The following is a 24,729-nucleotide window of genomic DNA, read 5'->3' on the forward strand; positions in this document are numbered from 1 at the left end:
TCCTCCTCAGAACGCGGTCAGGTAGTTGTCGATCTCCCATGTGGTGACCGCGCTGTGGTAGGCGAAGAACTCGTCGCGCTTGAGGTTCGCGAAGTAGGCGGCCACCCCGTCACCGGTGGCGTCCAGCACACCCGCGATGACGGGGTCGCTTTCGAGTTCGTCGACCGCGTGCAGCAGCGTGGCGGGCAGCGGCGAACGATGCTGAGCGCCAACGGGTCCGGGATCGGTGCTGCGCTTGATCCCGTCCAGGCCGGCGCCCAGCGCGGCCGCGACCGCCAGGTACGGGTTGGCCGAGCCGTCGCTGCCGCGCAACTCGATGCGATGGGCGTCGGGCACCCGGATGTAGTGCGTGCGGTCGTTGCCGCCGTAGCTCGGCGTGTTCGGTGACCAGGAGGCGCCCGATGCCGTCGTGGTGGCCCTGGTTCGCTTGTAGGAGTTGACGGTTGGCGCGACGACCGCCTGTAGCGCGCACGCGTGCTCGAGGATCCCGCCAAGGAACGCGTAGGCCGTGTCGGATAATCCGAGGCCGTGCTGATCGGGTTCGTCGGGTCCAGCCGGAAACACCGGCCTGCCCGCACTGGTCAGCGACAGGTGCAGGTGCAGGCCGCTGCCCGTGCGGTCGGCGAAGGGTTTGGGCATGAAGGTGGCCACCATGCCGCGCTCGGCGGCGATGGTCGAGAGCAGATAGCGCAGCGTCACGACCCGGTCGGCGGTGGTGAGCGCGTCGGCGAACTCGAAGTTCTGCTCGAACTGACCGTTGCCGTCCTCGTGATCATTGGCGTAGTTGGACCAGCCCAGCTGGTTCATCGCCCGCGAGATGGTGGTGAGGTGGTCGTACATCCGGGTGACGCCACGCGCGTCGTAACAGGGCTGGGCGGCCGTGTCGGCGGCGTCGGCGGTGCACAGCCCACCGTCGGCGGTGCGGCGCAACAGGAAGTACTCGACCTCCGCGCCCACCCACGGCTCGAAGCCGGCGTCGGCGGCCTGCTCGATCAGCGCCTTGAGGATGACGCGCGGCGCGTACGGCCACGGCGCCCCCTCGACGTGCGGGTCGCAGTGCACGATCGCCAGCCCGTCCTTGATGAACGGGATCGGGGTGAACGACTCGACGTCCGGGATCGCCATCATGTCAGGGTCTTTGGGCTCCTGGCCCATCGCTCCGACGGCGTATCCAGCGAACCCGACGCCGTCGGTCGCGAGCAGCTCGACCGCCTCGACGGGGACCAACTTGGCGCACGGCTTGCCGCGCAGGTCGACGAACAGGGCGAGGATGAACGTTGTCCCCGACTCCTCGGCCAGGGTGGCCAGATCTTTGGACATTGCTTTCGAACCTGTCTTCTGTAATGAATCTCTGTGTCGTGGAAGGAAACCCGAAAGGGCCGAAATAGCCGGCGCGGCAACGTACGCCGCGCCGGCCGGGTCCGGGTCAGGCGGGTTGCAGTGCGTACGCCGAGTCGCGGTGGAACTTGGCGTCGATGCCGGTCGCTTCCTCATCGGGCGAGATGCGGATGCCCATCGTCTTCTTGATCGCGAAGGCGATGATGAACGCCACGACGAACGAGTACGCCATGACCGCACCCGCGGCAACCGCCTGCTTCCACAACTGCTCGATGCCGCCGCCGTAGAACAGGCCATTGGTGGCGCCCGGCATCGCCTCGCTGGCGAAGAAGCCGATCAGCAGCGTTCCGATCAGGCCACCGACGAGGTGCACCCCGACGACGTCGAGGCTGTCGTCGTAGCCGAAGCGGTCCTTGAGGCCGACGGCGTACACGCAGATCGCGCCCGCGATCGCGCCGACGCAGATGGCGCCGACCGGCGTCACCGAACCGCAGGCGGGGGTGATCGCGACGAGCCCGGTGATCGCGCCCGAGGCCGCGCCGACACCGGTGACGTGGCCGGTCTTGATCTTCTCGAACGTCAGCCAGGCCAGCGTCGCCGCGCACGTCGCGACGAACGTGGTCACCATGACGATGGCCGCCGACGTGCCCGCGGACAGGGCCGAACCGCCGTTGAAGGCATACCAGCCCGCCCAGAGCAGGCCCGCGCCGAGCAGGGTCAGCGGCACGTTGTGGGGTTTGCGGCTGCCGAAGAGCGCCGAACGGCCGAGCACTATCGCGATGGCCAGCGCCGCAGCGCCGGCGTTGATGTGCACCGCGGTGCCACCGGCGAAGTCCAGCGCGCCGAGCTTGTTGGCGATCCAGCCGCCCACCGAACCCTCGGTCACCACGCCGTCGAACGCGAACACCCAGTGCGCGGCGGGAAAGTACACCAGCACGGCCCACAGGCCGGCGAAGACCATCCAGGCGCTGAACTTCATCCGATCGGCGGCCGCCCCGGAGATGAGCGCGACGGTGATCGCGGCGAACAGAGCCTGGAACAACGCGAACAGGCTGATCGGCAGGCCGTCGACGGTCGTCATCGCCTCGGTCAGGTCGGTCAGCCCGTCGAATTCGGTGAAGCTGCCGATGAATCCGCCGTAGGACGTGCCGAACACCATCGAGAAGCCGAACAGTACCCAGAGGACGCCGACGAGCGCCGCGGCGCCGAAGGTCATCATCATCATGTTGGTCGAGCTCTTCACCGACACCATGCCGCCGTAGAAAAGCGCGAGACCCGGGATCATCAGCGTGAGCGCGATGATGCAACACAGCATGAACGCCGTGGTTCCTGTATCCATTAACCATCTCCTGAAGTGATGCGGCCCGATTCGGAGCCGTTCACTGTCAGTAATCAACGTTTCTGTTACGTGGATCGGCTCGCGATGTTGCGCGTGCGTTACGAATCCGGCGCTGGCTAGAGTTGCGGCGGTGATGAGACTTGACCGGCGATGGTGGGTGGCGATCATCGTCGTGGTGATCGCGATCGTGGCGCTGGTCTACAGCCAACTGCAGCAACCGCCCCAAGAGTGCCGCCCGGTCCTCGACTTCCTCGACTACAACACGCAGCAAAACGAGTTGATCAGCGCGAAGAGCGAGGGCGCCGAGGGGCCGCCCACCGCGGCCGAGGAGATCGCGTACCGGGAGTGGGCCGACGGCCTCTCCGAGCGCGCACGCAAGATCGACACCCCCGAGCTGCGGTTCACCGCGGTCGAGGTCGCCGACCTCGCCGGGCTGTTCGTCCAGAAGTTGCCCCAGGCGCGCGCGGAGACGCAGAATAGGGCTCCGGGCGCCCCGGCGCCGGAGGTCTACTACGAGATGTCCGCGCTGGACAACCAACTTCGTCGCAAACTCGCCGAGCTGTCCGAGGCCTGCGCGACCTGAACACCCCCTACGATGCGTGCCGTGTGCACCCGCGTCGTCTACCTCGGAACCGACAACCGCAACATCACCGGCCGCTCCATGGACTGGAAGTCGGAGATCCAGACGAATCTGTGGGCGCTGCCGCGCGGCGTTCACCGAACCGGTCAGGCCGGCACCGGCTCGGCGGAGTGGACGTCGACGTACGGCAGCGTGGTCGCGACCGGCTATGACATCAGCACGACCGACGGCGTCAACGAGGCCGGCCTCGTGGTCAACCTGCTGTGGTTGGCCGAATCGGTCTACCCCGCCCAGACCGCCGGGGGTCCCGCGGTCTCGTTGGCGCTGTGGGGCCAGTACGTGCTCGACAACTTCGCGACCGTGGCCGAGGCCGTCGCCGCACTGACCGCGACCCCGCTGCGGGTGGCCACCGCCCAGGTCCCCGGCGAGGAGCGGATGGCGACGCTGCACCTGGCGATGTCCGATGCCCGCGGCGACAGCGCGATCGTCGAGTACATCGACGGTGAACAGGTCATTCACCACGGCAGCGAGTACCGGGTGATGACGAACTCGCCGACCTTCGACAAGCAGCTGGCGATCAGCGAGTACTGGAAGCAGATCGGTGGCACCGTGATGCTGCCGGGAACCAACCGCGCCGCGGACCGGTTCGTGCGGGCGTCGTTCTACATCGACGCGGTCCCCAAGACCGACGATCCGCTGCTGGCCGCCGCGACGGTGTTCAGCGTCGTGCGCAACGCGTCGGTGCCGTACGGGATCTCCACGCCCGACGAGCCGAACATCTCGACCACCCGCTGGCGCACGGTCGTCGACCACAAGGCGTTGCGCTACTTCTTCGAGTCGGCGCTCTCGCCGAACACGTTCTGGGTCGAGTTGGGCAACCTCGACCTCTCAGCGGGCGCCCCGACGCTGCGGCTGCCGCTCGGCGAGGGCGAGAAGACGATCTACGCCGGTGACGCCAGCGCGCGGTTCGAGGAAGCCGACCCGTTCCCGTTCCTCGGAGTTGCCTGATCGTCGCTGGTTCCCGCCGCCCCACCACGGGGGAAAGAAATCGGATGCGCGCAGCCCTTATCCTTGTTGGGATCCTTCCCAGCACTTGAAAGGCTTGATCAGTGGCGCTCGTCGTGCAGAAGTACGGCGGATCCTCGGTTGCCGACGCCGAGCGGATCCGACGCGTGGCCGAGCGAATCGTCGAGACGCGCAAGCAGGGCAACGACGTGGTCGTGGTCGTCTCGGCGATGGGCGACACCACCGACGAACTCCTCGACCTGGCCAACCAGGTGTGCCCGGCGCCGCCGCCGCGCGAGATGGACATGCTGCTGACAGCCGGTGAGCGGATCTCCAACGCGCTGGTCGCGATGGCCATCCACTCGCTCGGCGCGCAGGCGCGCTCGTTCACCGGTTCGCAGGCCGGCGTGATCACCACCGGCATCCACGGCAACGCCAAGATCATCGACGTCACTCCCGGCCGGCTGCGGGACGCACTCGACGAGGGCGTCATCGTCCTCGTCGCCGGTTTCCAGGGGGTCAGCCAGGACAGCAAGGACGTCACCACGCTGGGGCGTGGCGGCTCGGACACCACGGCCGTGGCGTTGGCCGCGGCGCTGAAAGCCGACGTCTGCGAGATCTACACCGACGTCGACGGCATCTTCACCGCGGACCCGAGGATCGTGCCCAACGCGCACCACCTCGATCAGGTCAGCTTCGAGGAGATGCTGGAGATGGCCGCGTGCGGCGCCAAGGTGCTGATGCTGCGCTGCGTGGAGTACGCCCGGCGCTACAACGTGCCGATACGCGTCCGCTCGTCATACTCGGACAACCCCGGCACCCTGGTGACCGGATCGATGGAGGACATTCCCGTGGAAGACGCCATTCTGACCGGAGTCGCACACGACCGCAGTGAGGCCAAGGTCACCGTGGTCGGCATCCCGGACGTGCCCGGCTACGCCGCCAAGGTGTTCCGCGCCGTCGCCGACGCCGACATCAACATCGACATGGTGTTGCAGAACATCTCCAAGGTCGAGGACGGCAAGACCGACATCACGTTCACCTGTCCGCGGGACAACGGCCCGGCCGCGGTGCAGAAGTTGACCTCGCTGCAGGGTGAGATCGGTTTCACCGGCGTGCTGTACGACGACCACATCGGCAAGGTGTCGCTGGTGGGCGCCGGCATGAAGAGCCACCCCGGGGTGACCGCCAAGTTCTGTGAGACGTTGGCCTCGGTCGGGGTGAACATCGACCTGATCTCCACCTCGGAGATCCGGATCTCGGTTCTGGTCAAAGACACCGACCTGGACAAGGCGGTCGCCGCGCTGCACGAGGCGTTCGGCCTCGGCGGCGACCAGGACGCCATCGTCTACGCGGGGACGGGCCGTTAGATGGTCAACATCGGTGTGGTCGGGGCGACCGGTCAGGTCGGCCAGGTGATGCGAACGCTGCTGGAGGAGCGCGACTTTCCGGCTACGAGTGTGCGGTTCTTCGCCTCAGCGCGGTCGCAGGGCAAAAAGCTTGCGTTCCGCGGGCAGGAGATCGAGGTCGAGGATGCCGCGACCGCCGACCCGTCGGGTCTGGACATCGCGCTGTTCTCGGCGGGCGCGACGATGTCGCGTGTGCAGGCACCCCGGTTCGCCGAGGCCGGCGCGGTGGTCGTCGACAACTCGTCGGCGTGGCGCAAGGACCCCGACGTGCCGCTGGTGGTCAGCGAGGTGAACTTCGACCGCGACGTGCGGGGGGTGACCCTGAAGAAGGGCATCATCGCCAACCCCAACTGCACGACGATGGCCGCGATGCCGGTGCTCAAGCCGCTGCACGACGAGGCGGGCCTGGTGCGGATGATCGCCTCGACGTATCAGGCGGTGTCGGGCAGCGGCATCGCCGGGGTGGAGGAGCTGTTCGACCAGGCCAGCGCCGTCGTGAACAGCAGCCGAGATTTGGTCGCCAACGGGTCCGCGGTCGATTTCCCGCCGCCCTCGAAGTATGTGGCGCCGATCGCGTTCAACGTCGTTCCACTGGCCGGGTCGTATGTCGACGACGACTCGGGTGAAACCGACGAGGATCAGAAGCTGCGCAACGAGACCCGCAAGATCCTGGACATCCCGGAGTTGGCGGTGAGCGGCACCTGTGTGCGGGTCCCGGTGTACACGGGCCATTCGCTGTCACTGAACGTCGAGTTCTCACAACCACTTTCGGTGCAGCGGGCGACCGAGTTGCTGGGCGCGGCGCCGGGCGTGACGCTGGTCGACGTACCGACACCGTTGGCCGCGGCGGGGGCGGACGACTCGCTGGTCGGCCGGATCCGGCAGGATCCCGGCGTGCCCGACGGTCGCGGGCTTGCACTGTTCGTGTCCGGGGACAACCTCCGCAAGGGCGCGGCACTCAACACGATTCAGATCGCCGAACTGCTGGCCCGGGGTTGATTTGCGTCGGGACCGACGTTTTGGTGGGAAATCGCGACTGCTTTCAGCCATTTCGTCGGTCTCGGCATTGAGTTTCGTCGCGGCACCGTTGGCCGCCGCCCAGCCCGCCCCGATTCCCGATCCCGTGCTGCCGCCGCTGGCGCCCGGACAGGTGATCAGGATCGGGCCGACGGCCGGAACCGGAACCCCGACACGCGATTACGGTATCGGGGCCACGGACCTGTGCGAATTCATGGAGTTTCCCAGCGGCATCCTGCAGGTGTGCGGCGACAGTTTCGCCGGCCAGGGCGTCGGCTACGGCGGATGGTTCTCGCCGATCGCGTTGCACGTCGAGACGGAGTCGATCGGAGACCCGGGCGGTGTGCGCTACGACGGCGTGAGCGGAACCGACCGCCCGCTGCTGGCCGACCCGACGCCACCGGGCATGTCGCAACTGCCCGCGGGCGTCGTCCAGATCAACCGGCAGAACTACCTCATGGTCACCACCGTGCGGGACCTGGTTCCGCAGACCTCGCGACTGGTGAAAGCCGACCCGGCACAGGGTAATTGGCCCACGCTGCCGGACTCCGAGCGCGCCGCCTCCTATGCCGAGGGCAGGCAGTCGCAGATCAGCGGCTACTACGACCCGATCCCCCGCTCGGACTCCGAGACCGGGTGGGTGTACATCGTGGCCAACAACTTCGACCGCAGTGCGCCGCTGGTGCTGTACCGGGCCACGCCGCAGGAGTTCGAGGATCGGTCGAGTTGGCAGGGCTGGTCGGCTGATTCCGGTTGGGGTAACCCGCCGACACCGCTGTGGCCGGACGCGGTCGGCGAGATGAGCATCCGCCAGATCGACGGTAAAACCGTGCTGTCGTATTTCAACGCCACCACCGGAAACATGGAGATGCGGGTGGCCAACGACCCCACCGGGCTGGGCGCCGCGCCGGTGACGACCGTCGTCGTGGCCTCCGAATGGCCCGACCCGGCAGACCATCTCGGGCCTCCGGAGAGCAACCGCCTGGCCCAACCGTACGGCGGCTACATCTCGCCGGGATCGACGCTCGACGAGGTGCGGGTGTTCGTCAGCCAGTGGAACACCGGACCGCGCGGCGGGTCGCCGTACCGGGTGATCCAGTTCGCGGTCAACCCGTTCAAGCCGTAGTCAGAGCACCGGGTCAGGCGACGGTGCTGACGTGCTGGGCCGACTCGCCGATGGTGGCACCGGCATCACCGATGATCGTGCGCATCAACACCCGGTGCTCGCGGTCGCCGCGGGCGGTCGCCCTGGCGATGCCGCCGGGCAGCGCGACCGCGGCCACGCTGCGGGTCAGGTTCACCGGTAGGCGCAGCACCGGATACCAGGGCACGTGGGGGCGCAGGCCCAGTGCGCGCATGGTGCGTGGCCCCAGGAAGCCGCTGGTGACCGAAAGATGTTGTGCCCGTGCGATACGACGCCGGATCGCGGGCATGGTGTCGTAGTGCCAGATCATCGGGTCGTCGGCCATCGGGACCGCGAGCTGCCTCGATGACTCGTCGGGTTCGGCGAGCGCGCCCAGGGTGTGGTAGAGCACCCGGATGCTGTCGCGGAACCCGCGCGGCAGCCATTCGTCTTCGACGCCCATCAACCATCCGACGTAGCGGGTCAAGTGTGCGACGGCGTCATAGTCTTTCGGCCGCAACACGATTCCCATCCCTACGACACCGACGGCGGGTGCGACGAGCGCGCCGATCAGCGTGGCCGCCATATCGGTCTGGTTGATCGGGACACCCCAGTCGTCGGCGCGCCAGTCGGGCATCGCCGACACATGCCTGCGCACCAGTCCGTGGATCAGCCGGACCCGAAGGGTGGACCGGTAGCCGGCGCCCAGGTGCTCGAGGCCACCATCGGAGATGACGTCCATCGCCCACTGCATCGTCTCGGCGAAGCGCTTGTTCGAGCCTTTCTCGAGGGCGCCGGTGCGCAGCAGCGTCTTGTTGAAACCCGAGAACTGGTAGCCACCGAGAAGCGACACGTCGCGTGCGACGTACATGCCGTCGGCGCCGCCACGACGCAGTGCCTGTGCCCCGCGGCGCAGCTTCACCGGGTCGACCCAGTCGGGCAGCTGCTCCACATCGGTGAAGAACTCGCGCAAGGGTTCCGGGGCGTCGGGCACCGCATCGATGCCGTAGGTCAGCGCACGGTCGAACAACGGCCGTGTCTTCTGCACGCCGACGCCGGACATCCACTCCACGAGGCGGTCCATCGGTTCGTCCCCGACGGTCAGCCGCTCACCCAGCCTGCGCCACTGCGCCGGCGTCGGCTCGCCGATGGCCAGCGCCGTGGCGATGACGCGGATGCCGGCCGGGACGGTGCGAGGCCGATCCGGGTGACGCGTCGGGATCGGGCGCTGCATGGGTTCGCTTCCCTTCCGGACGACTGACAACGCGTGTAGTCGAAACTATTCGGCGGCCTGGGCGGTGTCAATCGACAGGGACCGTTGGCCGCTTTCACAGCCAGCTCATAGGTGCCACATGACGGGCTCATCGAAACGGCTCGCATGATGGCAGCCATGACTGAAACACCATCTGAACCCGCCACCACTCCCGTGGTCGCGACACCTGGTCATGACCACATCGGCCCGCGACGCTCCAGGCTCGGCGCCGCTGCCGCCTGGGTCGGCATCGTCGCCGGTGTCGTGTTCATCGTCGCGGTGATCTTCTTCTCCGGCTTCGTCCTCGGTGCGCACTCGGGGGGCCACCACCGCGGCGGCCATTACGGCGGCCACGATCGCGACACCGCGATCTTCCATCGCGGGCCGCCGCCGGGAGGCCCGATGATGCCGGGCGGACCGGGTCAGCGACCGCCGTTTGGGCCGGGCGCCGACGGGCCGCGGTTCCAGCCGCCGCAGCCGCCCGAGGCTCCGACCACGACGGCGCCGTCGCGTCCGTAAAGCCATTCCCCCTCTGGTGTGCACTCAGATCGACAATGGGCCGTGAATCGGCCGAACCGGCGATCTGAGTGCACACCAGCGCCGATACCCGGTGCGGGACGGGCGTCTTGCCGTCTACGCGTGGGCTGGCATGATCGAGCCCATGAGCATTGAGGTCAAGTACACCGCAGAGTCCACCGCGTCCGGAGGCGGCCGCGACGGCCACGTCCGTTCCTCCGACGGCAAGATCGATCTCGACACCCGCCCGCCCAAGGAGCTCGGCGGCAGCGGCGAGGGTGTCAACCCCGAGCTGCTGTTCTCGTCGGGTTACGCGGCGTGTTTCCTCGGCGCGCTGCGGCTGCAGGCCCGCAACAACAAGATCGACATCGACGAAGCCACCTCCATCACCGCGCAGGTCGGCTTCGGGCCGGACTCCGAGGGCGGCTTCGGGCTCACGGCCCACCTGATCGGCTACCTGCCGGGCCTCGAGCAGAGCGTGGCCGACGACCTGATGGCCAAGGCACACGACTTCTGCCCCTACTCGAAGGCCACTCGCGGCAACATCGAAGTCAAGTTATCCGCGAAGGTCTGATCGATGCGGGCGGTCGCCGCGGCGGGCGTCGGCGTGGTCATCGGCTTGTCGATGGTGGCGCCCGCCGGCCTGGCCTCAGCGCGCCCTTCGGATCCGGGCGTGGTCAACTACGCGGTGCTCCCGAAGGGCTCGGTGGGCAACATCGTCGGCGCCACAATGCGATTCGAGTCGTTGTTCACCGAACCGGTGCAGACCTTCTCGGTCGATATTCCGGCGTGCAACAACTGGGCCGACGTCGGTCTGCCCGACGTCTACGCCGATCCGGACCTCGCGTCGTTCAACGGCGCGGTGACCCAGGAGTCGCCCACCGACGCGACGCATCTGGTCAAACAGGCGGTCGGCGTGTTCGCGACCACCGACGCCGCCGACCGCGCGTTCCGTCGGGTGGTCGACCGTACGGTCGGATGCAACGGTCAGACCACCGCGATGCACCTGGACAACTTCACGACCCAGGTGTGGACCTTCACCGGCGGGCCCACCACGGCCACCGATGCCGACTGGGTCAAACAGGAGGCGGGCACCGACCGGCGCTGCTTCACCACGACGCGCAAGCGTGAGAACGTTCTGCTGCAAGCGAAGGTCTGCCAGTCCGGCAACGGTGGCCCGGCGGTGAATGCGCTGGCCGGGGCGATGCAGAACACCCTCGGCCAGTAGCCCGGGCGGCCTGGCGCTCCTCGTAACGAACGCGTCATCGGAAAAACGCTGGATTTGTCGGTCCCGTCTGGAAGATGGTTGAAAGGCGAGCGGTCCACTCCCGGAAGGGGATGGTTGGAATGACCTTCACCATCACGTCCGAGGTGGACGACGCGCACCCGCCGCCCAGCCCCTGTGCCGAGTTGACCAGCGCCGACGCCGCAGCTCGCCAGGTCCGTGCCGGGTGTCTGCGTGACGGCCCGGTCGGTCTGGTGGGGCTGGAGATCGAGGCGCACTGCTTCGATCTGACCGATCCCATGCGCAGGCCCGGCTGGGATGAGCTCACCACCACCATCGCCGGCCTGCCAGCACTACCGGGCGGCAGCAGGGTCACCGTCGAACCCGGCGGCGCCGTGGAACTGTCCGGTCCGCCGCTCACGGGGCCGCTCGCCGCCATCGATGCGATGGTTGCCGACCGCACCGTGCTGCGCGCTGCGTTCGCGAGCGCCGGGTTCGGGTTGGTGTTGTTGGGTGCCGATCCGCTACGGCCGCCGCAGCGCGTCAACCCGGGCGCGCGCTACCAGGCGATGGAAGCCTTCTTCGCCGCGTCCGGCACCCCCGACGCGGGTGCGGCGATGATGACCTCGACGGCTTCGGTGCAGGTCAACCTCGATGCGGGCCCACGTGACGGCTGGGCGGACCGGGTCCGGCTCGCGCATGCGCTCGGGCCCACAATGATCGCGATCACCGCCAATTCACCGCTGCTGAGCGGGCAGACCTCCGGCTGGCGGTCGGCGCGGCAACGCGTGTGGAGCCAACTGGATTCGGCCCGCTGCGGCCCGGTCCTCGGTGAGAGCGGCGAGGACCCGGCCAGCGACTGGGCCCGGTACGCGCTGAACGCTCCGGTGATGCTCGTCAACCACGCCGACGCCGAGGCCGAACCGGTCCGCGACTGGGTGCCGTTCGCCGACTGGGCGGACGGGCGCGTCGCGCTCGGCGGCCGCCGTCCCACCGCTGCCGACCTCGACTATCACCTGACCACGCTGTTTCCTCCGGTTCGGCCGCGCCGGTGGCTCGAGATCCGCTATCTCGACAGCGTGCCGGACGCCGTCTGGCCGGCGGTCGCGTTCACCCTGGTCACCCTGCTCGACGACCCGACGGCCGCCGAGGTCGCCACCGAGGCCACCGCACCCGTCGCCACCGCCTGGGACCGGGCCGCCCACATCGGCCTGGCCGATCGTCGGTTGCGGGCCGCCGCGCAGCGGTGTGTGCGGGCGGCCGCCGAACGCGCGCCTGCCGAGCTCGCGGAATCGATGCACCGGTTGGTGCGTTCGGTCGAACAGGGGCGCTGTCCGGCTGACGACTTCCGCGACCGCGCCGCTCGACACGGGATCGCGCCCGCGGTCACGCAACTGGCACGAGGGGAACTGTGACACCTCGCGAAACCATCGCGCGCGAACTCACCCGGGCCCGCAGGCGCACGCTGCGCCTCGTCGACTTCGACGACGCGGAGCTGGGCCGCCAGTACAGCCCGCTGATGAGCCCGCTGGTGTGGGACCTCGCGCACATCGGACAGCAGGAGGAGCTGTGGCTGCTGCGCGACGGAAACCCGGACCGGCCCGGGATGCTGCGCCCCGACGTCGAGCGGCTCTACGACGCGTTCGTCAACTCCCGCGCCAGCCGGGTGAACCTGCCGCTGCTCCCGCCGCCGGACGCCAAGGCGTATTGCGCGACGGTGCGCGACAAGGTGCTCGACACGCTGGACGCCCTGCCCGATGACGAGCCCGGTTTCACCTTCGGCCTGGTGATCAGCCACGAGAACCAGCACGACGAAACCATGCTGCAGGCACTGAACCTGCGAAGCGGGCCACCGCTGCTCGACACCGGAACGGCGCTTCCCGAAGGCCGCCCGAACGTCGCGGGCACATCGGTGTTGGTGCCCGGCGGCGAGTTCGTCCTCGGTGTCGACGCGACCACCGAACCGTACTCGTTGGACAACGAACGCCCCGCACACGTCGTCGACGTACCGGCCTTCCGCATCGGACGGGTCCCGGTCACCAACGGCGAATGGCGCCAGTTCATCGACGACGGCGGATACGACGAACCCCGGTGGTGGTCGGAGCGCGGCTGGAAGCACCGAACCGAAGCGGGGCTGACGGCGCCGCAGTTCTGGAATCCGGACGCAACCCGCACCCGGTTCGGCCACGTCGAGGACATCCCTGACACCGAACCGGTTCAGCACGTCACGTTCTTCGAAGCCGAGGCCTACGCGGCGTGGGCGGGCGCCCGACTGCCCACCGAGGTGGAATGGGAGAAGGCCTGTGCGTGGGACCCGGCGGTCGGCGCACGTCGCCGTTATCCCTGGGGCGCAACCGAACCCACCGCCGCCCTGGCCAACCTCGGTGGCGACGCGCTGCGCCCCGCGCCCGTCGGCGCCTACCCGGCCGGGGCCTCGGCGTACGGTGCCGAACAGATGATGGGTGACGTGTGGGAGTGGACGTCCTCCCCGCTGCGCCCGTGGCCGGGCTTCACGCCGATGATCTACGAGCGCTATTCGCAGCCGTTCTTCGACGGTGTCGGGGCCGGCGACTACAAAGTCCTGCGCGGCGGATCGTGGGCTGTCGCATCGGCCATCCTGCGGCCCAGTTTCCGCAACTGGGACCATCGGGTGCGGCGTCAGATCTTCTCCGGCGTGCGGCTGGCCTGGGACGTCGGCGATGAGCCGCTTGCGCGAAGAGAGAACCGTTGATGTGCAGGCACCTGGGGTGGCTCGGTGAACCGGCCTCGGTGGCGTCGCTGATCCTCGAGCCCGCCAACGGCCTTCTCGTGCAGTCGTATTCGCCCCGCAGGCAGAAGCACGGGTTGATGAACGCCGACGGGTGGGGCGTCGGCTTCTTCGACGGCCGGACGCCGCGACGCTGGCGCAGCGCGACACCGATGTGGGGAGACGCCTCGCTCGCCTCCGTGGCGCCGGCGCTGCGCAGCGGTTGTGTCGTCGCCGCGGTGCGGTCCGCGAGCATCGGCATGCCGATCGAGGCGACCGCGGTGGCGCCGTTCACCGACGGGCACTGGTTGCTCTCGCACAACGGCCTGGTGGACCGCGGGGCGCTCCCGCTGTCGGCGGCCGCCGAGTCGACCAACGACAGCGCCCTGCTCGCCGCGCTCATCTTCGACCGGGGGCTGGACTCGCTGGGCGAGACCATCGTCGACGTCGCCGCGGCAGACCCGAACGCACGGCTGAACATACTGGCAGGCAACGGATCCCGGCTGATTGCCACGACATGGGGAGACACGCTGTCCGTGCTGCGACGTCGCGACGGCGTCGTCTTGGCCAGCGAACCCTACGACGACGACCCCGCGTGGCAGGAAATCCCGGACCGCCACCTCGTCGAGGCCACGTCGTCGGGCGTGCAACTGGTCGCACTGAAAGGAGCCTGATGGCACGCGGATCCGATCACGCGGACACGCTGTCGTTGTCGAACCACTTGTCGGCCGACTCGGCAGCCAACGAGCTGCGCCGGGACGTGCTCGAGGGTTTGACATCGAACCCGAAATCGTTGCCGCCCAAGTGGTTCTACGATGCGTTCGGTAGCGACCTGTTCGATCAGATCACGCGGCTTCCCGAGTATTACCCGACTCGCGCGGAGGCCGAGATCCTCAGGAACCGATCGGCCGACATCGCCGCGGCTTCCGGCGCGGACACTCTGGTCGAACTGGGCAGCGGCACATCGGAGAAGACCCGCATGCTGCTCGACGCGCTACGTGACCGCGGTTCGTTGCGCCGGTTCATCCCGTTCGACGTCGACGCGAGTGTACTGGCCACCGCGAGCACGGCGCTTGCGGCCGAGTATCCCGGCCTCGAAATCGCGGCCGTCTGCGGGGATTTCGAGAAGCACCTGAACGAGATCCCCCGCGTCGGGCGCCGCCTGGTCGCGTTCCTCGGCTCGACGATCGGCAACCTCACCGCAGGCCCGCGCGCCGAATTCCTCCGCACGCTGGCCGACACCCTGCAACCCGGTGACAGCCTGCTGCTGGGTACCGATCTGGTGAAGGACGCCGACCGTCTGGTGCGCGCGTACGATGACAGCGCGGGCGTGACCGCGCGCTTCAACCGCAACGTCCTCGCCGTCGTCAACCGTGAACTGGATGCCGATTTCGATCTCGAGAAGTTCGACCACGTCGCGGTGTGGAACGCCGCCGATGAACGCATCGAGATGTGGCTGCGCGCCACCGAGGCGCAGCGGGTGCACGTGCGCGATCTCGGACTGACGGTCGAGTTCGCCGCCGGTGAGGCGATGCTGACCGAGGTGTCGTGCAAGTTCCGGAGAGCGGGTGTGGAAGCCGAACTCGCCGCAGCCGGGCTCCGGATGACCCACTGGTGGACCGATGCCGCCGGTGACTTCGGCCTGTCGCTGGCGACGAGATGAGCCTTGCGGATCGGTGGCGGGCGGCCCGGCCGGCGGTCGCCGGGATCCACCTGGACAGCGGGGCCTGTTCGCGTCAGAGCGTCGCGGCGATCGAAGCGGCCGTCCAGCACGCGCGCCACGAAGCCGAAGTCGGAGGGTACGTCGCGGCCGAGGCCGCCGCACCGGTGCTCGACGCCGGGCGCGCCGCGCTCGCCGCGCTGACCGGCTTGGTGAGCACCGACTTCGTGTTCACCACCGGCGCGAACAACGCCTTGGACCTGCTGCTGGGCGCCTGGCCCGGACAGCGCACCGTGGCGTGTCTGCCCGGCGAGTACGGGCCGAACCTGGCCATCATGGCCGCCAACGGTTTCGCCGTCCGTGCGCTGCCCACCGACGGCGACGGGCGGCTCGATGTCCAGGCGGCCGCGCGCCGGCTGGACGCCGACCCACCCGCCCTGGTGCACCTGACGGCGGTGGCCAGCCACCGCGGGCTGGCGCAGCCGCTGTCGGCGCTGGCCGCCACGTGCCGAGAACTCGGAGTCCCGCTGGTTGTCGACGCCGCCCAGGCGCTGGGGCACCTGGACTGTGCGGTGACGCCTGCGGCGATCTACGGTTCGTCACGCAAGTGGATCGCCGGGCCGCGCGGCGTGGGATTTCTCGGGATTCATCGAGAGCTGGCCCAGCGGCTCCAACCGCGGCTACCACCGCCGGAGTGGAACCTGCCCCTGTCGGTCCTGCAGCGTCTGGAGCACGGAGAGGCGAATGTCGCTGCCCGCGTCGGCTTCTCGGTGGCGCTCGGAGAGCATCTGGCCGACGGGCCCGCGGCGATGCGCACCCGGCTGGCGGAGGTGGGCGCCATGACCCGCGACGCCGTGGCCGGCCTGGACCGATGGCGGGTCGTCGAGTCACGCGATGAACCGACCGCGATCACCACGTTGATCCCCACCGACGGCGCCGATCCGCAGAAGGTCCGCGACTGGCTGATCGTCGAACACCGCATCGTCACCACGTTCGCCGATGTGCAGCGTGCCCCGTTCGAGATGACGGCGCCGGTCCTGCGGGCATCCCCGCACGTCGACGTCACCGAAGCGGAACTCGCGCGGTTCGCCGCGGCCCTGGCCGCCGCCGGGTGAGGCGTCAACCGGTCCGGTGCACCAGCAGCGTCACCCGGTAATCCGACAGCGCCGGGACGTCGTCGGGTGTGCGGGGATACGGGTCGAGCGCCTGTACCGCGATCTCGTAGTCGCCGGTCTGCACGGTCTGCCGGTTCTGCCCGGGCGCGGGGTTGGTGTTGAACTCGACGGTCTGCTCGCCGGATCGCCCGTCGTCGACCACGACGACGATGCGCGCCTGCCCGGTCCAGAAGCACTCGACCTCGGTCGGGCACCGTGAATCCTCCGGTACCTCGGTGAACCGCAGTCGCAGTTGCTCACCGGTGATCTCGGCTTGCTGTCCGCCGGAGAGCACGAAGGGGCGGTCCAGCCCGGCGTAGACGGTGTCGGCGCGCGCGTGCTGACCGCCGTGGCAACCGGCCACCAACGCCACCAGCACCAGTAGTGGCAGCCAGAAGCCCCGAGCGGTCATTCTCACTCGTCGAATCCCTCGTCCCAGGTGTGGACGGGTTCGTTGCTGTGCATCCGCTCGCAGTACCGGCGCAGCATCTCGGCGAGCGCGGCAGGCCGCGCCATCCCGCGCTCCTGTAGCGCGCGCACCGTCGCGACCTGCCAGGTGGCGCCGTTGCGGCCGGTCTTGGCGCGTCCCTCGATGACCCCGAGGTACCGGTCGCGCACCTCGGCCGCGACCTCCCAGCGGCGCAGGCCCTCGTCGGCCAAGGGCAGCAGCTCGCGCAGTACCAACTCGTCGGCGGTCACCTCGCCGAAGCCGGGCCAGTACAGCCGCGAATCCATCCCGTGCCGGGCGGCCTCGACGAAATTGTGTTGTGCGGCAGCGAAACTCATCTTCGTCCACAGCGGCCGGTCCTCCTCGGACAGCGTTCGCAGCGTGCCGTAGTAGAAGGCGGCGTTGGCCATCATGTCGACGACGGTCGGGCCTGCGGGTAGCACGCGGTTCTCCACGCGCAGATGCGGACGGCCGTTCACGACGTCGTACACCGGCCGGTTCCAGCGGTAGATGGTGCCGTTGTGCAGCCGCAGCTCCGACAGTTTCGGGGTGCGCCCCTCGGCGAGCTCGCGGACCGGATCCTCCTCGGACAACTCGGGCAGCAGCGACGGGAAGTAGCGCACGTTCTCCTCGAACAGGTCGAAGATCGATGTGATCCAGCGTTCGCCGAACCACACCCGCGGGCGGACGCCTTGAGCCTTGAGTTCGTCGGGCCGGGTGTCGGTGGCCTGGGCGAACAGCTCGATGCGGGTCTCGGCCCACAGTTCGTGGCCGAAGAAGTACGGGGAGTTGGCGCCCAGCGCCACCTGCGGACCCGCCAGCACCTGGGCGGCGTTCCAGTTCTGCGCGAAGTCGGCCGGCGACACCTGAAGGTGCAGTTGCATGCTCGTACACGCCGACTCCGGCGCGATCGTGGCGGTCTGCAGGCTCAGCCGCTCCGGCCCGACGATGTCGATCAGGATGTCCTCGCCGCGGGCGGTGAAGATCGAGTCGTTGAGCGCCTGATAACGCGTCGACTCGCTCATCCAGCGTCCCGCGAGGTGCTCGGGCAGCAACGTCGGCAGGATCCCGATCATCACGATGTGCGTGTCGTGACGGTTGGCCTTCGTCTCGGCAGCATTGAGGCTCGCCCGGACGTCGGTCTCCAGGTCCAGTGCGGCACGCCCCGGTAGCCGCCGCGGCGGCACGTTGAATTCGATGTTGTAGGCGCCCAGTTCGGTCTGATACGCCGGATCGGCGATCGCCTGCAGGACCTCGGCGTTGCTCATCGCGGGCTGGTAGGCCGAGTCGACGAGGTTGCACTCGATCTCCATCCCGGTCAACGGCCGCTCGAAATCGAAGCTCGACTGGGCGAGCATGGTCTCGAAGACATCGAGGCACTGCTGCACCTTGCGGCGGTACTCCCGGCGGTGCGCGCCGGTGTAGCCGGTGCCCTTCACTTCCTCGCCCACTCCGCCATTGTCCATCGTCGGCGAGCGTCCGTGGTTGCACTCGGACACGCCGCGATTCGCGGGCATCGTGCGGTCGCTCGCCGGAGATGAGCGCGCATAATCACGGTCTCGACGGGTAGCCATAGGCGATGGACGTCACCGTCACCTTCATCGGCAACGCCACCACGCTGATCTCCGGCGGCGGCATAACCCTGTTGACCGACCCGAATTTCCTGCACCGGGGCCAGCACGCGTACCTCGGCTATGGGTTGGTGTCCCGGCGACGCAAAGCCCCGGCACTCGACGTCGACCAATTGCCCGCGCTCGACGCGGTGGTGCTGTCGCATATGCACGGTGACCACTGGGACCGGGTCGCCCAGAGCCGCCTCGACCACGGGCTACCGATCCTCACCACACCGCACGCCGCCAAACGACTGGCGCATCGCGGTTTCGGGCGGGCGCTGGCGATCGACACCTGGAAGGACCACACAATCACCAAGGGCGCAGTGAGCGTCACCGTCACCTCGTTGCCCGGCCGCCACGCGCCCACCCCGGTCGACCGCTTCCTGCCGCCGGTGATGGGCAGCATGATCGAGTTCTCCGACGGCGCCGCCCGCCGCCGTCTCTACGTCTCCGGTGACACGCTGTTCGTCGACGAACTACGGGAAATACCAGTGCGATTCGAATCGATCGACCTCGGCATGCTGCATCTGGGCGGGACGCGGCTGCCGTTCGGCAGGCACCTGCCGTTCGGGCTGACCGTGACGATGGACGGCCAACAGGGCGCCGACGTCGTCGAACTCCTGCACCTTCCCAAGATGATCCCGGTGCATTTCGACGACTACGGGGTGTTCGCATCCCCGCTGTCTGACTTCGTCGACGAGATGAAACGACGCGGTCTGTCCGACCGGATCATCGAATTGGAGCGGGGTTCTTCGGTCACGGTTTGACTCCGACACCGGGGCGCCTGACCGGCATACTGGCCGGGTGAGCTCGTCACCGAGCGACCTCGACCAGGGCGGCCTGGAACAGGTCTCGAAGGTTGACCGCGTCGCGTCGCTCACCGGCATCCGAGCCGTGGCCGCTTTGCTCGTCATGGCCACCCACGCCGCCTACGGCACCGGCGCGTACAACCGTGGATACATCGGGTTGGTGTTCGCCCGCATGGAGATCGGCGTCGCGATCTTCTTCGTGCTGTCGGGGTTTCTGCTGTTCAACGGATGGGTGCGAGCCGCCGCGACCGGCGCCGCTCCGCCCCGGACACGTCGGTACGCGCGAAATCGTCTGCGTCGCATCATGCCGGCGTACGTGATCACGGTGTTGCTGGCGTTCGCGCTGTACGAATTCCGTCCCATCGAACCCAATCCCGGCCACACCTGGCACGGTCTGGTCCGCAACCTCACGCTCACCCAGATCTACAGCCCCAACTACATCACCGCCTACATGCATCAGGGATTGACCCAGATGTGGAGTCTCGCCGTCGAAGTAGCGTTCTACGCCGCGCTGCCGGTGCTGGCATACCTGTTGCTGGTCGTCGTGTGCCGGCGCCGGTGGCGACCCGGGCTGCTGTTGGCCGGCCTTGCGGTGCTGGGTGCGTTGAGCCCGCTGTGGCTCATCGTCATCCACACCACCGACTGGCTGCCCAACGGTGCGGGACTGTGGCTGCCGCACTATCTGGTGTGGTTCGTCGGGGGGATGGCCCTCACCGTGCTGGCGCGCACGGGTTTCCGGTGTTACGCACTGATCGCGCTGCCGCTCGCGGTGGCGGCGTATCTGGTGGTGTCCACACCGATCGCCGGGCGTATCGACGCGCCCGCGCTCGACCTGGGACAGGACATCGTCAAGGTGATGTTCTACGCGGCGATCGCGACACTGGTGGTCGCACCGTTGGCCCTCGGCGACACAGGCTGGTACGCAGGGTTTCTCAGCAGCAGACCGATGGTGTGGCTGGGCGAGATCTCCTACGAGATCTTCCTGCTGCACGTCATCGTGATGGAGATCGCGATGGTGTCGGTACTGCAATGGCGGGTGTACACCGGTTCGGTGGCAGTGCTGTTCGTCGTGACCCTGGCCTTGACGATTCCGGTTGCGTGGCTTCTCCATCGGCTCACCCGTCCGCGGACCTGACCTGCAACGACCGACGTTTGACGGATGAAAACCGGGGTATCACCCTCCGCGTGAGGATGATTGGGTCTCTGTTGGTGCGACATCCGGGTCTGTACGACGTGCTCGACGCCTTCATCGAGCTCGGCTATCAGCGTTGGCCGTTCGGTCGCAACGGATCCGGGGCGCCGCGTTGAGCCACCACGACCTGCGGGCTCAACAAGCCGCCGCGTAGCTCGACCTCGATCGCGGGGTCGGCATACGCGGCCAGTGCGCGCAGCGCCGACGGACTGTAAGAGCGCAGCGAGCTGATGACGCCGTCGTGTACGAACGGCAGCAACGGAACCAACGGCAGCATGGTCGCCAGGCGCACGAGATGCAGCGGCGACGGCGGTCGCGGCAGATCGATGACGACCAGCTTGCCGGCCACCCGGGTGCCTTCCGCGATGGCCCGCGCGGCCGCGACCGGCGGCAGGTGGTGAAACGACAGCGCGAAGACCGCGAGGTCGAACGAGGCGTCGGGGGCGTCGATCGCCGTGGCGTTCATTTCGCGAACGGTCGCGCGGGGGTTGTCCCCGAGGTCGCCCGCGGCCATCGCCGCCACATTCGCCGCGTCCACGTCGGTGACGGTCAAGCGGGCCGAGGGATGCCAGTCGAGCAGCGTGCCCGACAGCGCTGCGTGGCCCGCTCCGAGCTCGAGGATTTTCGGGTCGGCGACGTCTTCGACCTCGGCGAGCGCGATCTCGGCGAACCGCTCGGTGTTGCCGAAGCATGCACCGGTCCATTCGAGCGCGCGGATCACGTTGCGCTTGCGCGCGGCGTCTCCCGGCGCATCGGAGTCGCGGTCCAGATACTCGAGCCGATCGGTCTGCAACAGGCGGTCCAGGCATGACGCGTCGGGCCCCCCGCGCGGCATGCGGTCGATCGTGAATGCGCTCGGTGTTCGGGCTTCAATCCCGGCGGGCTTTTCGGCCATGTAGTCCATGATGGACGACGGAGCGCAGCAAGAGGGGAGTGCCAGTTGGCCGGAAATGCCGAGTTCATCGCCGCGATAGATCAGGGCACGACGAGCACCCGGTGCATGATCTTCGACCACGGCGGCGCCGAGATCGGCCGCCATCAGCTCGAGCACGAGCAGATCCTGCCGAAGGCCGGGTGGGTGGAGCACAACCCCGTCGAGATCTGGGAGCGGACGGCGGCGGTGATCATGTCGGCGCTCAACAAGACGAACCTGTCGGCAGCCGACCTCGGCGGGCTCGGCATCACGAACCAGCGCGAGACGGCCCTGGTGTGGAACAAACGGACCGGCAGACCGTATTACAACGCGATCGTGTGGCAGGACACCCGCACCGACCGCATCGCTTCGGCGCTGGACCGCGACGGTCGCGGCGACGTGATCCGCCGCAAGGCCGGCCTGCCACCGGCGACCTACTTCTCCGCGGGCAAGGTGCAATGGATCCTGGAGAACGTCGACGGCGTACGCCGCGACGCAGAGAACGGCGACGCGCTGTTCGGCACTGCGGACTCCTGGGTGTTGTGGAACCTGACCGGCGGGACCCGGGCGGGGTGCATGTCACCGACGTCACGAACGCCAGCCGCACCATGCTGATGAACCTGGAGACGCTGGACTGGGACGACGAGTTGTTGTCGTTCTTCGACATACCGCGACAGATGCTGCCCGAGATCAAGCCGTCCTCATGTCCGGAGTCCTACGGGATCACCCGCGACGACGGACCCGTCGCCGGCCAGGTGCCGCTGACCGGTGCGCTCGGTGACCAGCAGGCGGCGATGGTCGGGCAGGTGTGTCTGAGCGCGGGGGAGGCCAAGAACACCTATGGCACAGGCAATTTCCTGCTACTGAACACCGGCGAGAAGATCGTCCGGTCCGAGAACGGGCTGTTGACCACGGTCTGTTACCAGTTCGGTGACGCGAAACCCGTTTACGCCCTGGAGGGTTCGATCGCGGTCACCGGTTCGGCCGTGCAGTGGCTGCGTGATCAGCTCGGCATCATCAGCGGCGCGTCGCAGAGCGAGGCTCTGGCACGCCAGGTCGACGACAACGGCGGCGTCTATTTCGTGCCCGCGTTCTCCGGACTCTTTGCGCCGTACTGGCGTTCGGACGCCCGCGGCGCGATCGTCGGGCTGTCGCGGTACAACACGAACGCGCACCTGGCCCGCGCGACACTCGAGGCGATCTGCTACCAGAGCCGCGACGTCGTCGATGCGATGGAGGCGGATTCCGGTGTGCACATGGAGGTGCTCAAGGTCGACGGCGGTATCACCGCCAATGACCTGTGCATGCAGATCCAGGCCGACGTGCTCGGCGTCGACGTGGTCAAGCCGGTCGTCGCCGAGACCACCGCCCTGGGGGCGGCCTACGCCGCCGGACTGGCGGTCGGGTTCTGGGAGAATGCCGACGACCTGCGCGCCAACTGGCAGGAAGGCAAGCGCTGGACGCCGTCGTGGAGCGATGAGCAGCGCGAATCCGGTTACGCCGGTTGGCAGAAGGCGGTGCAGCGCACGCTGGACTGGGTCGACGTCGAGTAGCGATCTGTGCACCGTCGAGCGCGTCGAGCGCAACACACGGTGCGCGAATCGCTCAGGCGGCGGCGTCGAGGGCGCGTTTGGTCTCGTCGTCGAGAACGATGTCGGCGACCGCGGTGTTCTCCTCGAGGTGCGCCACCGACGACGTGCCGGGGATCAGCAGCACGTTCGGTGCGACGTTCAACGTCCACGCGAGCACGATCTGCGCCCGGGTGTGGCCGAGCTTGTCGGCCGCCCGCTTGACGGCCGGATGCCCGAGCACCGGGTTGTCCGGTGAGAAGGCCGAGCCCAGCGGGAAGAACGGCACGAACGCGACACCGTGCTCGTTGCAGGCGTCGAGCACGGGCTGCGAACTGCGGTCGACGAGGTTGTAGGCGTTTTGCACGCAGACGATCTCGGTGCGGTCCAGCGCGACCCGCAGATGCTCGGCACTGACGCTGCTCAGCCCGATGCCACCGATCAGCCCCTCGTCGCGGGCCGCGATCATCGCCGTGAGCTGACGGTCGAACAGTTCCCGGTTCTCGACACGAGTGGGCGTGCCGATGCCGTCGTCGGCGAAGACGCGCAGGTTGACCGCGGCCAGACGGTCGCTGTCGAGCGTGGCGAGATTCTCCTCGAGTTGCCTGCGCAGGTCGTCGGGGTCCTGGGCGGGCAGCCACTCACCACTGCATCCGCGTACGCCGCCGACCTTGCTCACCAGCGCCAAGTTCGCGGGGTAAGGATGCAGCGCTTCGCGAATCAGTTCGTTGGCGACATTGGGACCGTAGATCTGCGCGGTGTCGATGTGGTTGATGCCGAGTTCGACCACCCGCCGAAGCACGGCCAGCGCCTGCTCACGGTCGCGCGGAGGACCGAAGACACCCGGACCTGGCAGTTGCATCGCGCCGAAGCCGACGCGTCCGACATCGAATGAGCCCAGCGGGAACGTTTGCATACTCAATCCGTACACCCTCAGCCCGGTGGTGCGAAGCCGCCGGGATCCGATGGCGTCGAACGCTGCTGCGACGGTGCGGGATATCCGCTCGCGGCCGGTGGGGGACCAGACCATGGCGGCGGCACCGGCGCCACCTGCAGGCGGGCCAGTTCGCGGCGGTGGCGCTCGGCCAGCACCGCTGCGAGCACCAGGTGCGGCGGCGTCCCGGGAGGTGGTGGCGGCGAGATCTGCGCGACGACATCGGCGGTGATGCGATACGCCATCTGGTCTCGCACCGCCGGATTCAATTGCGCTGCGCGACCGAGGAATTGGCGTGCCAGCTCGGCTTGCTCCGGCCGCAGCCCGGAAAGCTGCAACGACGACGCCCACCAAGCCAGCTGCGGCGGCATCGGCGGTGGCGGCGACATCCGCGGTGTCCGCTCGCTGATCACGACGGTGCCCGCGAAGATGTCCCCGAGCCGCTTTCCTTTGGCCGACAACAGGCTGCTGATCACCGCCGGACCACCGGCCAGCATCCAGATTTCGACCACACCGGCCAACGCCCGGAAGAACGCCTGCCGGAACCGTTCTGGGCCACCGTCTTCGGACACCACCCGAAGGCCCATCGCCATCTTGCCCAGCGAACGCCCGCGGGTCGCGGTCTCGAACACGAGCGGATAACCCAGCAGGGCCAGCACGGTGAAGATGATCAGCACGGCCGCCGACAACGCCGGGTCCAACTGGGTCAGCGTCAGGCTGAAGAGCAGGATGCCGATCAGGTAGAGCAGGAAAACCACCGTGATGTCGATCAGAGCGGCGACGGCGCGCACCGGTAGCTGGGCGATCTGCACGTCGAGGACCACCGCGTCGCCGGTGACGACGGGTTCCTGCTGCCAGACCATAAGCGTCAACGCTACTAGGATTCAC

At 68.2% G+C, this 24,729-nt stretch carries 23 protein-coding genes and 1 pseudogene; 16 read left to right on the plus strand and 8 right to left on the minus strand.

All coding sequences use genetic code 11. The features are described 5' to 3' along the window. Window positions 1–6: 6 nt before the first annotated feature. A complete protein-coding gene (glnT, locus tag AU197_RS15355) occupies window positions 7–1,320 on the minus strand; it encodes a type III glutamate--ammonia ligase (RefSeq protein ID WP_064403550.1) in 1,314 nt (437 codons plus the stop codon). A 106-nt stretch (window positions 1,321–1,426) separates the two neighbouring features. Further along, window positions 1,427–2,677 (minus strand): ammonium transporter, encoded by a 1,251-nt coding sequence (locus AU197_RS15360; RefSeq protein WP_064403551.1) that lies wholly within the window; start codon window positions 2,675–2,677, stop codon window positions 1,427–1,429. A gap of 133 nt (window positions 2,678–2,810) precedes the next feature. Between AU197_RS15360 and AU197_RS15365 the strand changes: the two genes are divergently transcribed. The 5 genes from AU197_RS15365 to AU197_RS15385 all read left to right on the plus strand — a co-directional run bounded on the left by AU197_RS15365 (window position 2,811) and on the right by AU197_RS15385 (window position 7,814). Then, on the plus strand, window positions 2,811–3,260 hold the full coding sequence (locus AU197_RS15365) for a hypothetical protein (protein WP_064403552.1): 450 nt from the start codon (window positions 2,811–2,813) through the stop codon (window positions 3,258–3,260). Between the two features lie 21 nt (window positions 3,261–3,281). Then, entirely contained in the window at window positions 3,282–4,265 is a 984-nt protein-coding gene (locus AU197_RS15370) for a linear amide C-N hydrolase (protein ID WP_064403810.1), read from the plus strand. Window positions 4,266–4,366: 101 nt separating this feature from the next. Beyond that, the gene (locus AU197_RS15375) at window positions 4,367–5,632 is read left to right on the plus strand and encodes an aspartate kinase (RefSeq protein WP_064403553.1); all 1,266 of its coding nucleotides are present in this window, start codon (window positions 4,367–4,369) and stop codon (window positions 5,630–5,632) included. Further along, the gene (locus tag AU197_RS15380; protein WP_064403554.1) at window positions 5,633–6,670 is read left to right on the plus strand and encodes an aspartate-semialdehyde dehydrogenase; all 1,038 of its coding nucleotides are present in this window, start codon (window positions 5,633–5,635) and stop codon (window positions 6,668–6,670) included. A gap of 67 nt (window positions 6,671–6,737) precedes the next feature. Then, window positions 6,738–7,814, plus strand: a complete 1,077-nt coding sequence (locus tag AU197_RS15385; protein ID WP_231744941.1) for a DUF4185 domain-containing protein — start codon at window positions 6,738–6,740, stop codon at window positions 7,812–7,814. Window positions 7,815–7,827: 13 nt separating this feature from the next. Here AU197_RS15385 and AU197_RS15390 read toward each other — a convergent pair whose 3' ends face one another. Next, a complete protein-coding gene (locus tag AU197_RS15390; protein ID WP_064403556.1) occupies window positions 7,828–9,045 on the minus strand; it encodes an oxygenase MpaB family protein in 1,218 nt (405 codons plus the stop codon). A gap of 156 nt (window positions 9,046–9,201) precedes the next feature. On the opposite strand from AU197_RS15390, the gene AU197_RS15395 reads away from it, so the two are divergent. The 8 genes from AU197_RS15395 to egtE all read left to right on the plus strand — a co-directional run bounded on the left by AU197_RS15395 (window position 9,202) and on the right by egtE (window position 16,325). Further along, a complete protein-coding gene (locus AU197_RS15395; protein ID WP_082696696.1) occupies window positions 9,202–9,582 on the plus strand; it encodes a hypothetical protein in 381 nt (126 codons plus the stop codon). Window positions 9,583–9,724: 142 nt separating this feature from the next. Further along, window positions 9,725–10,153: an organic hydroperoxide resistance protein gene (locus AU197_RS15400; RefSeq protein WP_174523802.1), complete on the plus strand. Its 429-nt coding sequence runs from the start codon at window positions 9,725–9,727 to the stop codon at window positions 10,151–10,153. A gap of 3 nt (window positions 10,154–10,156) precedes the next feature. After that, complete coding sequence (locus AU197_RS15405) at window positions 10,157–10,807, plus strand: sensor domain-containing protein (protein ID WP_064403558.1); 651 nt, start codon at window positions 10,157–10,159, stop codon at window positions 10,805–10,807. Between the two features lie 119 nt (window positions 10,808–10,926). Beyond that, complete coding sequence (egtA, locus tag AU197_RS15410; RefSeq protein WP_064403811.1) at window positions 10,927–12,219, plus strand: ergothioneine biosynthesis glutamate--cysteine ligase EgtA; 1,293 nt, start codon at window positions 10,927–10,929, stop codon at window positions 12,217–12,219. Further along, window positions 12,216–13,535, plus strand: a complete 1,320-nt coding sequence (egtB, locus tag AU197_RS15415; RefSeq protein ID WP_064403559.1) for an ergothioneine biosynthesis protein EgtB — start codon at window positions 12,216–12,218, stop codon at window positions 13,533–13,535. The genes egtA and egtB overlap by 4 nt, the downstream gene beginning before the upstream one ends. Beyond that, complete coding sequence (egtC, locus tag AU197_RS15420; RefSeq protein WP_064403560.1) at window positions 13,535–14,224, plus strand: ergothioneine biosynthesis protein EgtC; 690 nt, start codon at window positions 13,535–13,537, stop codon at window positions 14,222–14,224. The genes egtB and egtC overlap by 1 nt, the downstream gene beginning before the upstream one ends. Further along, window positions 14,224–15,213 (plus strand): L-histidine N(alpha)-methyltransferase, encoded by a 990-nt coding sequence (gene egtD / locus AU197_RS15425; protein ID WP_064403561.1) that lies wholly within the window; start codon window positions 14,224–14,226, stop codon window positions 15,211–15,213. Before egtC ends, egtD begins: the two co-directional genes overlap by 1 nt. After that, the gene (gene egtE, locus AU197_RS15430) at window positions 15,210–16,325 is read left to right on the plus strand and encodes an ergothioneine biosynthesis PLP-dependent enzyme EgtE (protein WP_064403562.1); all 1,116 of its coding nucleotides are present in this window, start codon (window positions 15,210–15,212) and stop codon (window positions 16,323–16,325) included. The genes egtD and egtE overlap by 4 nt, the downstream gene beginning before the upstream one ends. 4 nt (window positions 16,326–16,329) lie before the next feature. On the opposite strand, the gene AU197_RS15435 is transcribed toward egtE, so the two are convergent. After that, on the minus strand, window positions 16,330–16,776 hold the full coding sequence (locus tag AU197_RS15435; RefSeq protein ID WP_064403563.1) for a hypothetical protein: 447 nt from the start codon (window positions 16,774–16,776) through the stop codon (window positions 16,330–16,332). A gap of 2 nt (window positions 16,777–16,778) precedes the next feature. After that, complete coding sequence (locus tag AU197_RS15440; protein ID WP_064403812.1) at window positions 16,779–18,263, minus strand: glutamate-cysteine ligase family protein; 1,485 nt, start codon at window positions 18,261–18,263, stop codon at window positions 16,779–16,781. A gap of 128 nt (window positions 18,264–18,391) precedes the next feature. Between AU197_RS15440 and AU197_RS15445 the strand changes: the two genes are divergently transcribed. Both AU197_RS15445 and AU197_RS15450 read left to right on the plus strand, forming a co-directional pair. Beyond that, window positions 18,392–19,192, plus strand: coding sequence for an MBL fold metallo-hydrolase (locus tag AU197_RS15445; RefSeq protein WP_064403564.1), 801 nt, complete (start codon window positions 18,392–18,394; stop codon window positions 19,190–19,192). A gap of 37 nt (window positions 19,193–19,229) precedes the next feature. Next, window positions 19,230–20,369, plus strand: coding sequence for an acyltransferase family protein (locus tag AU197_RS15450; RefSeq protein WP_064403565.1), 1,140 nt, complete (start codon window positions 19,230–19,232; stop codon window positions 20,367–20,369). 127 nt (window positions 20,370–20,496) lie between these two features. Here AU197_RS15450 and AU197_RS15455 read toward each other — a convergent pair whose 3' ends face one another. Then, a complete protein-coding gene (locus AU197_RS15455) occupies window positions 20,497–21,330 on the minus strand; it encodes a class I SAM-dependent methyltransferase (protein WP_502687883.1) in 834 nt (277 codons plus the stop codon). Between the two features lie 96 nt (window positions 21,331–21,426). On the opposite strand from AU197_RS15455, the pseudogene glpK reads away from it, so the two are divergent. Beyond that, window positions 21,427–22,892 (plus strand): annotated as a pseudogene (gene glpK, locus AU197_RS15460) (glycerol kinase GlpK). A gap of 52 nt (window positions 22,893–22,944) precedes the next feature. On the opposite strand, the gene AU197_RS15465 reads toward glpK, so the two are convergent. Both AU197_RS15465 and AU197_RS15470 read right to left on the minus strand, forming a co-directional pair. Next, window positions 22,945–23,823 carry an oxidoreductase gene (locus AU197_RS15465; protein ID WP_064403814.1) on the minus strand — a complete coding sequence of 293 codons (879 nt, stop codon included), beginning with the start codon at window positions 23,821–23,823 and terminating at the stop codon, window positions 22,945–22,947. A gap of 17 nt (window positions 23,824–23,840) precedes the next feature. Next, window positions 23,841–24,704, minus strand: a complete 864-nt coding sequence (locus AU197_RS15470) for an RDD family protein (RefSeq protein ID WP_064403566.1) — start codon at window positions 24,702–24,704, stop codon at window positions 23,841–23,843. Between the last annotated feature and the right edge of the window lie 25 nt (window positions 24,705–24,729).

This window comes from Mycobacterium sp. IS-1590 (genome assembly GCF_001500025.1).
Taxonomy (GTDB): Bacteria; Actinomycetota; Actinomycetes; order Mycobacteriales; family Mycobacteriaceae; genus Mycobacterium.

Coding starts and splice junctions, on each gene's coding strand:
- glnT (WP_064403550.1), bottom strand. CDS start 1,320: ATGTCCAAAGATCTGGCCACCCTGGCCGAGGAGTCGGGGACAACGTTC.
- AU197_RS15360 (WP_064403551.1), bottom strand. CDS start 2,677: ATGGATACAGGAACCACGGCGTTCATGCTGTGTTGCATCATCGCGCTC.
- AU197_RS15365 (WP_064403552.1), top strand. CDS start 2,811: ATGAGACTTGACCGGCGATGGTGGGTGGCGATCATCGTCGTGGTGATC.
- AU197_RS15380 (WP_064403554.1), top strand. CDS start 5,633: ATGGTCAACATCGGTGTGGTCGGGGCGACCGGTCAGGTCGGCCAGGTG.
- AU197_RS15390 (WP_064403556.1), bottom strand. CDS start 9,045: ATGCAGCGCCCGATCCCGACGCGTCACCCGGATCGGCCTCGCACCGTC.
- AU197_RS15395 (WP_082696696.1), top strand. CDS start 9,202: ATGACTGAAACACCATCTGAACCCGCCACCACTCCCGTGGTCGCGACA.
- AU197_RS15400 (WP_174523802.1), top strand. CDS start 9,725: ATGAGCATTGAGGTCAAGTACACCGCAGAGTCCACCGCGTCCGGAGGC.
- AU197_RS15405 (WP_064403558.1), top strand. CDS start 10,157: ATGCGGGCGGTCGCCGCGGCGGGCGTCGGCGTGGTCATCGGCTTGTCG.
- egtA (WP_064403811.1), top strand. CDS start 10,927: ATGACCTTCACCATCACGTCCGAGGTGGACGACGCGCACCCGCCGCCC.
- egtC (WP_064403560.1), top strand. CDS start 13,535: ATGTGCAGGCACCTGGGGTGGCTCGGTGAACCGGCCTCGGTGGCGTCG.
- egtD (WP_064403561.1), top strand. CDS start 14,224: ATGGCACGCGGATCCGATCACGCGGACACGCTGTCGTTGTCGAACCAC.
- egtE (WP_064403562.1), top strand. CDS start 15,210: ATGAGCCTTGCGGATCGGTGGCGGGCGGCCCGGCCGGCGGTCGCCGGG.
- AU197_RS15435 (WP_064403563.1), bottom strand. CDS start 16,776: ATGACCGCTCGGGGCTTCTGGCTGCCACTACTGGTGCTGGTGGCGTTG.
- AU197_RS15445 (WP_064403564.1), top strand. CDS start 18,392: ATGGACGTCACCGTCACCTTCATCGGCAACGCCACCACGCTGATCTCC.
- AU197_RS15455 (WP_502687883.1), bottom strand. CDS start 21,330: ATGGACTACATGGCCGAAAAGCCCGCCGGGATTGAAGCCCGAACACCG.
- AU197_RS15465 (WP_064403814.1), bottom strand. CDS start 23,823: ATGCAAACGTTCCCGCTGGGCTCATTCGATGTCGGACGCGTCGGCTTC.
- AU197_RS15470 (WP_064403566.1), bottom strand. CDS start 24,704: ATGGTCTGGCAGCAGGAACCCGTCGTCACCGGCGACGCGGTGGTCCTC.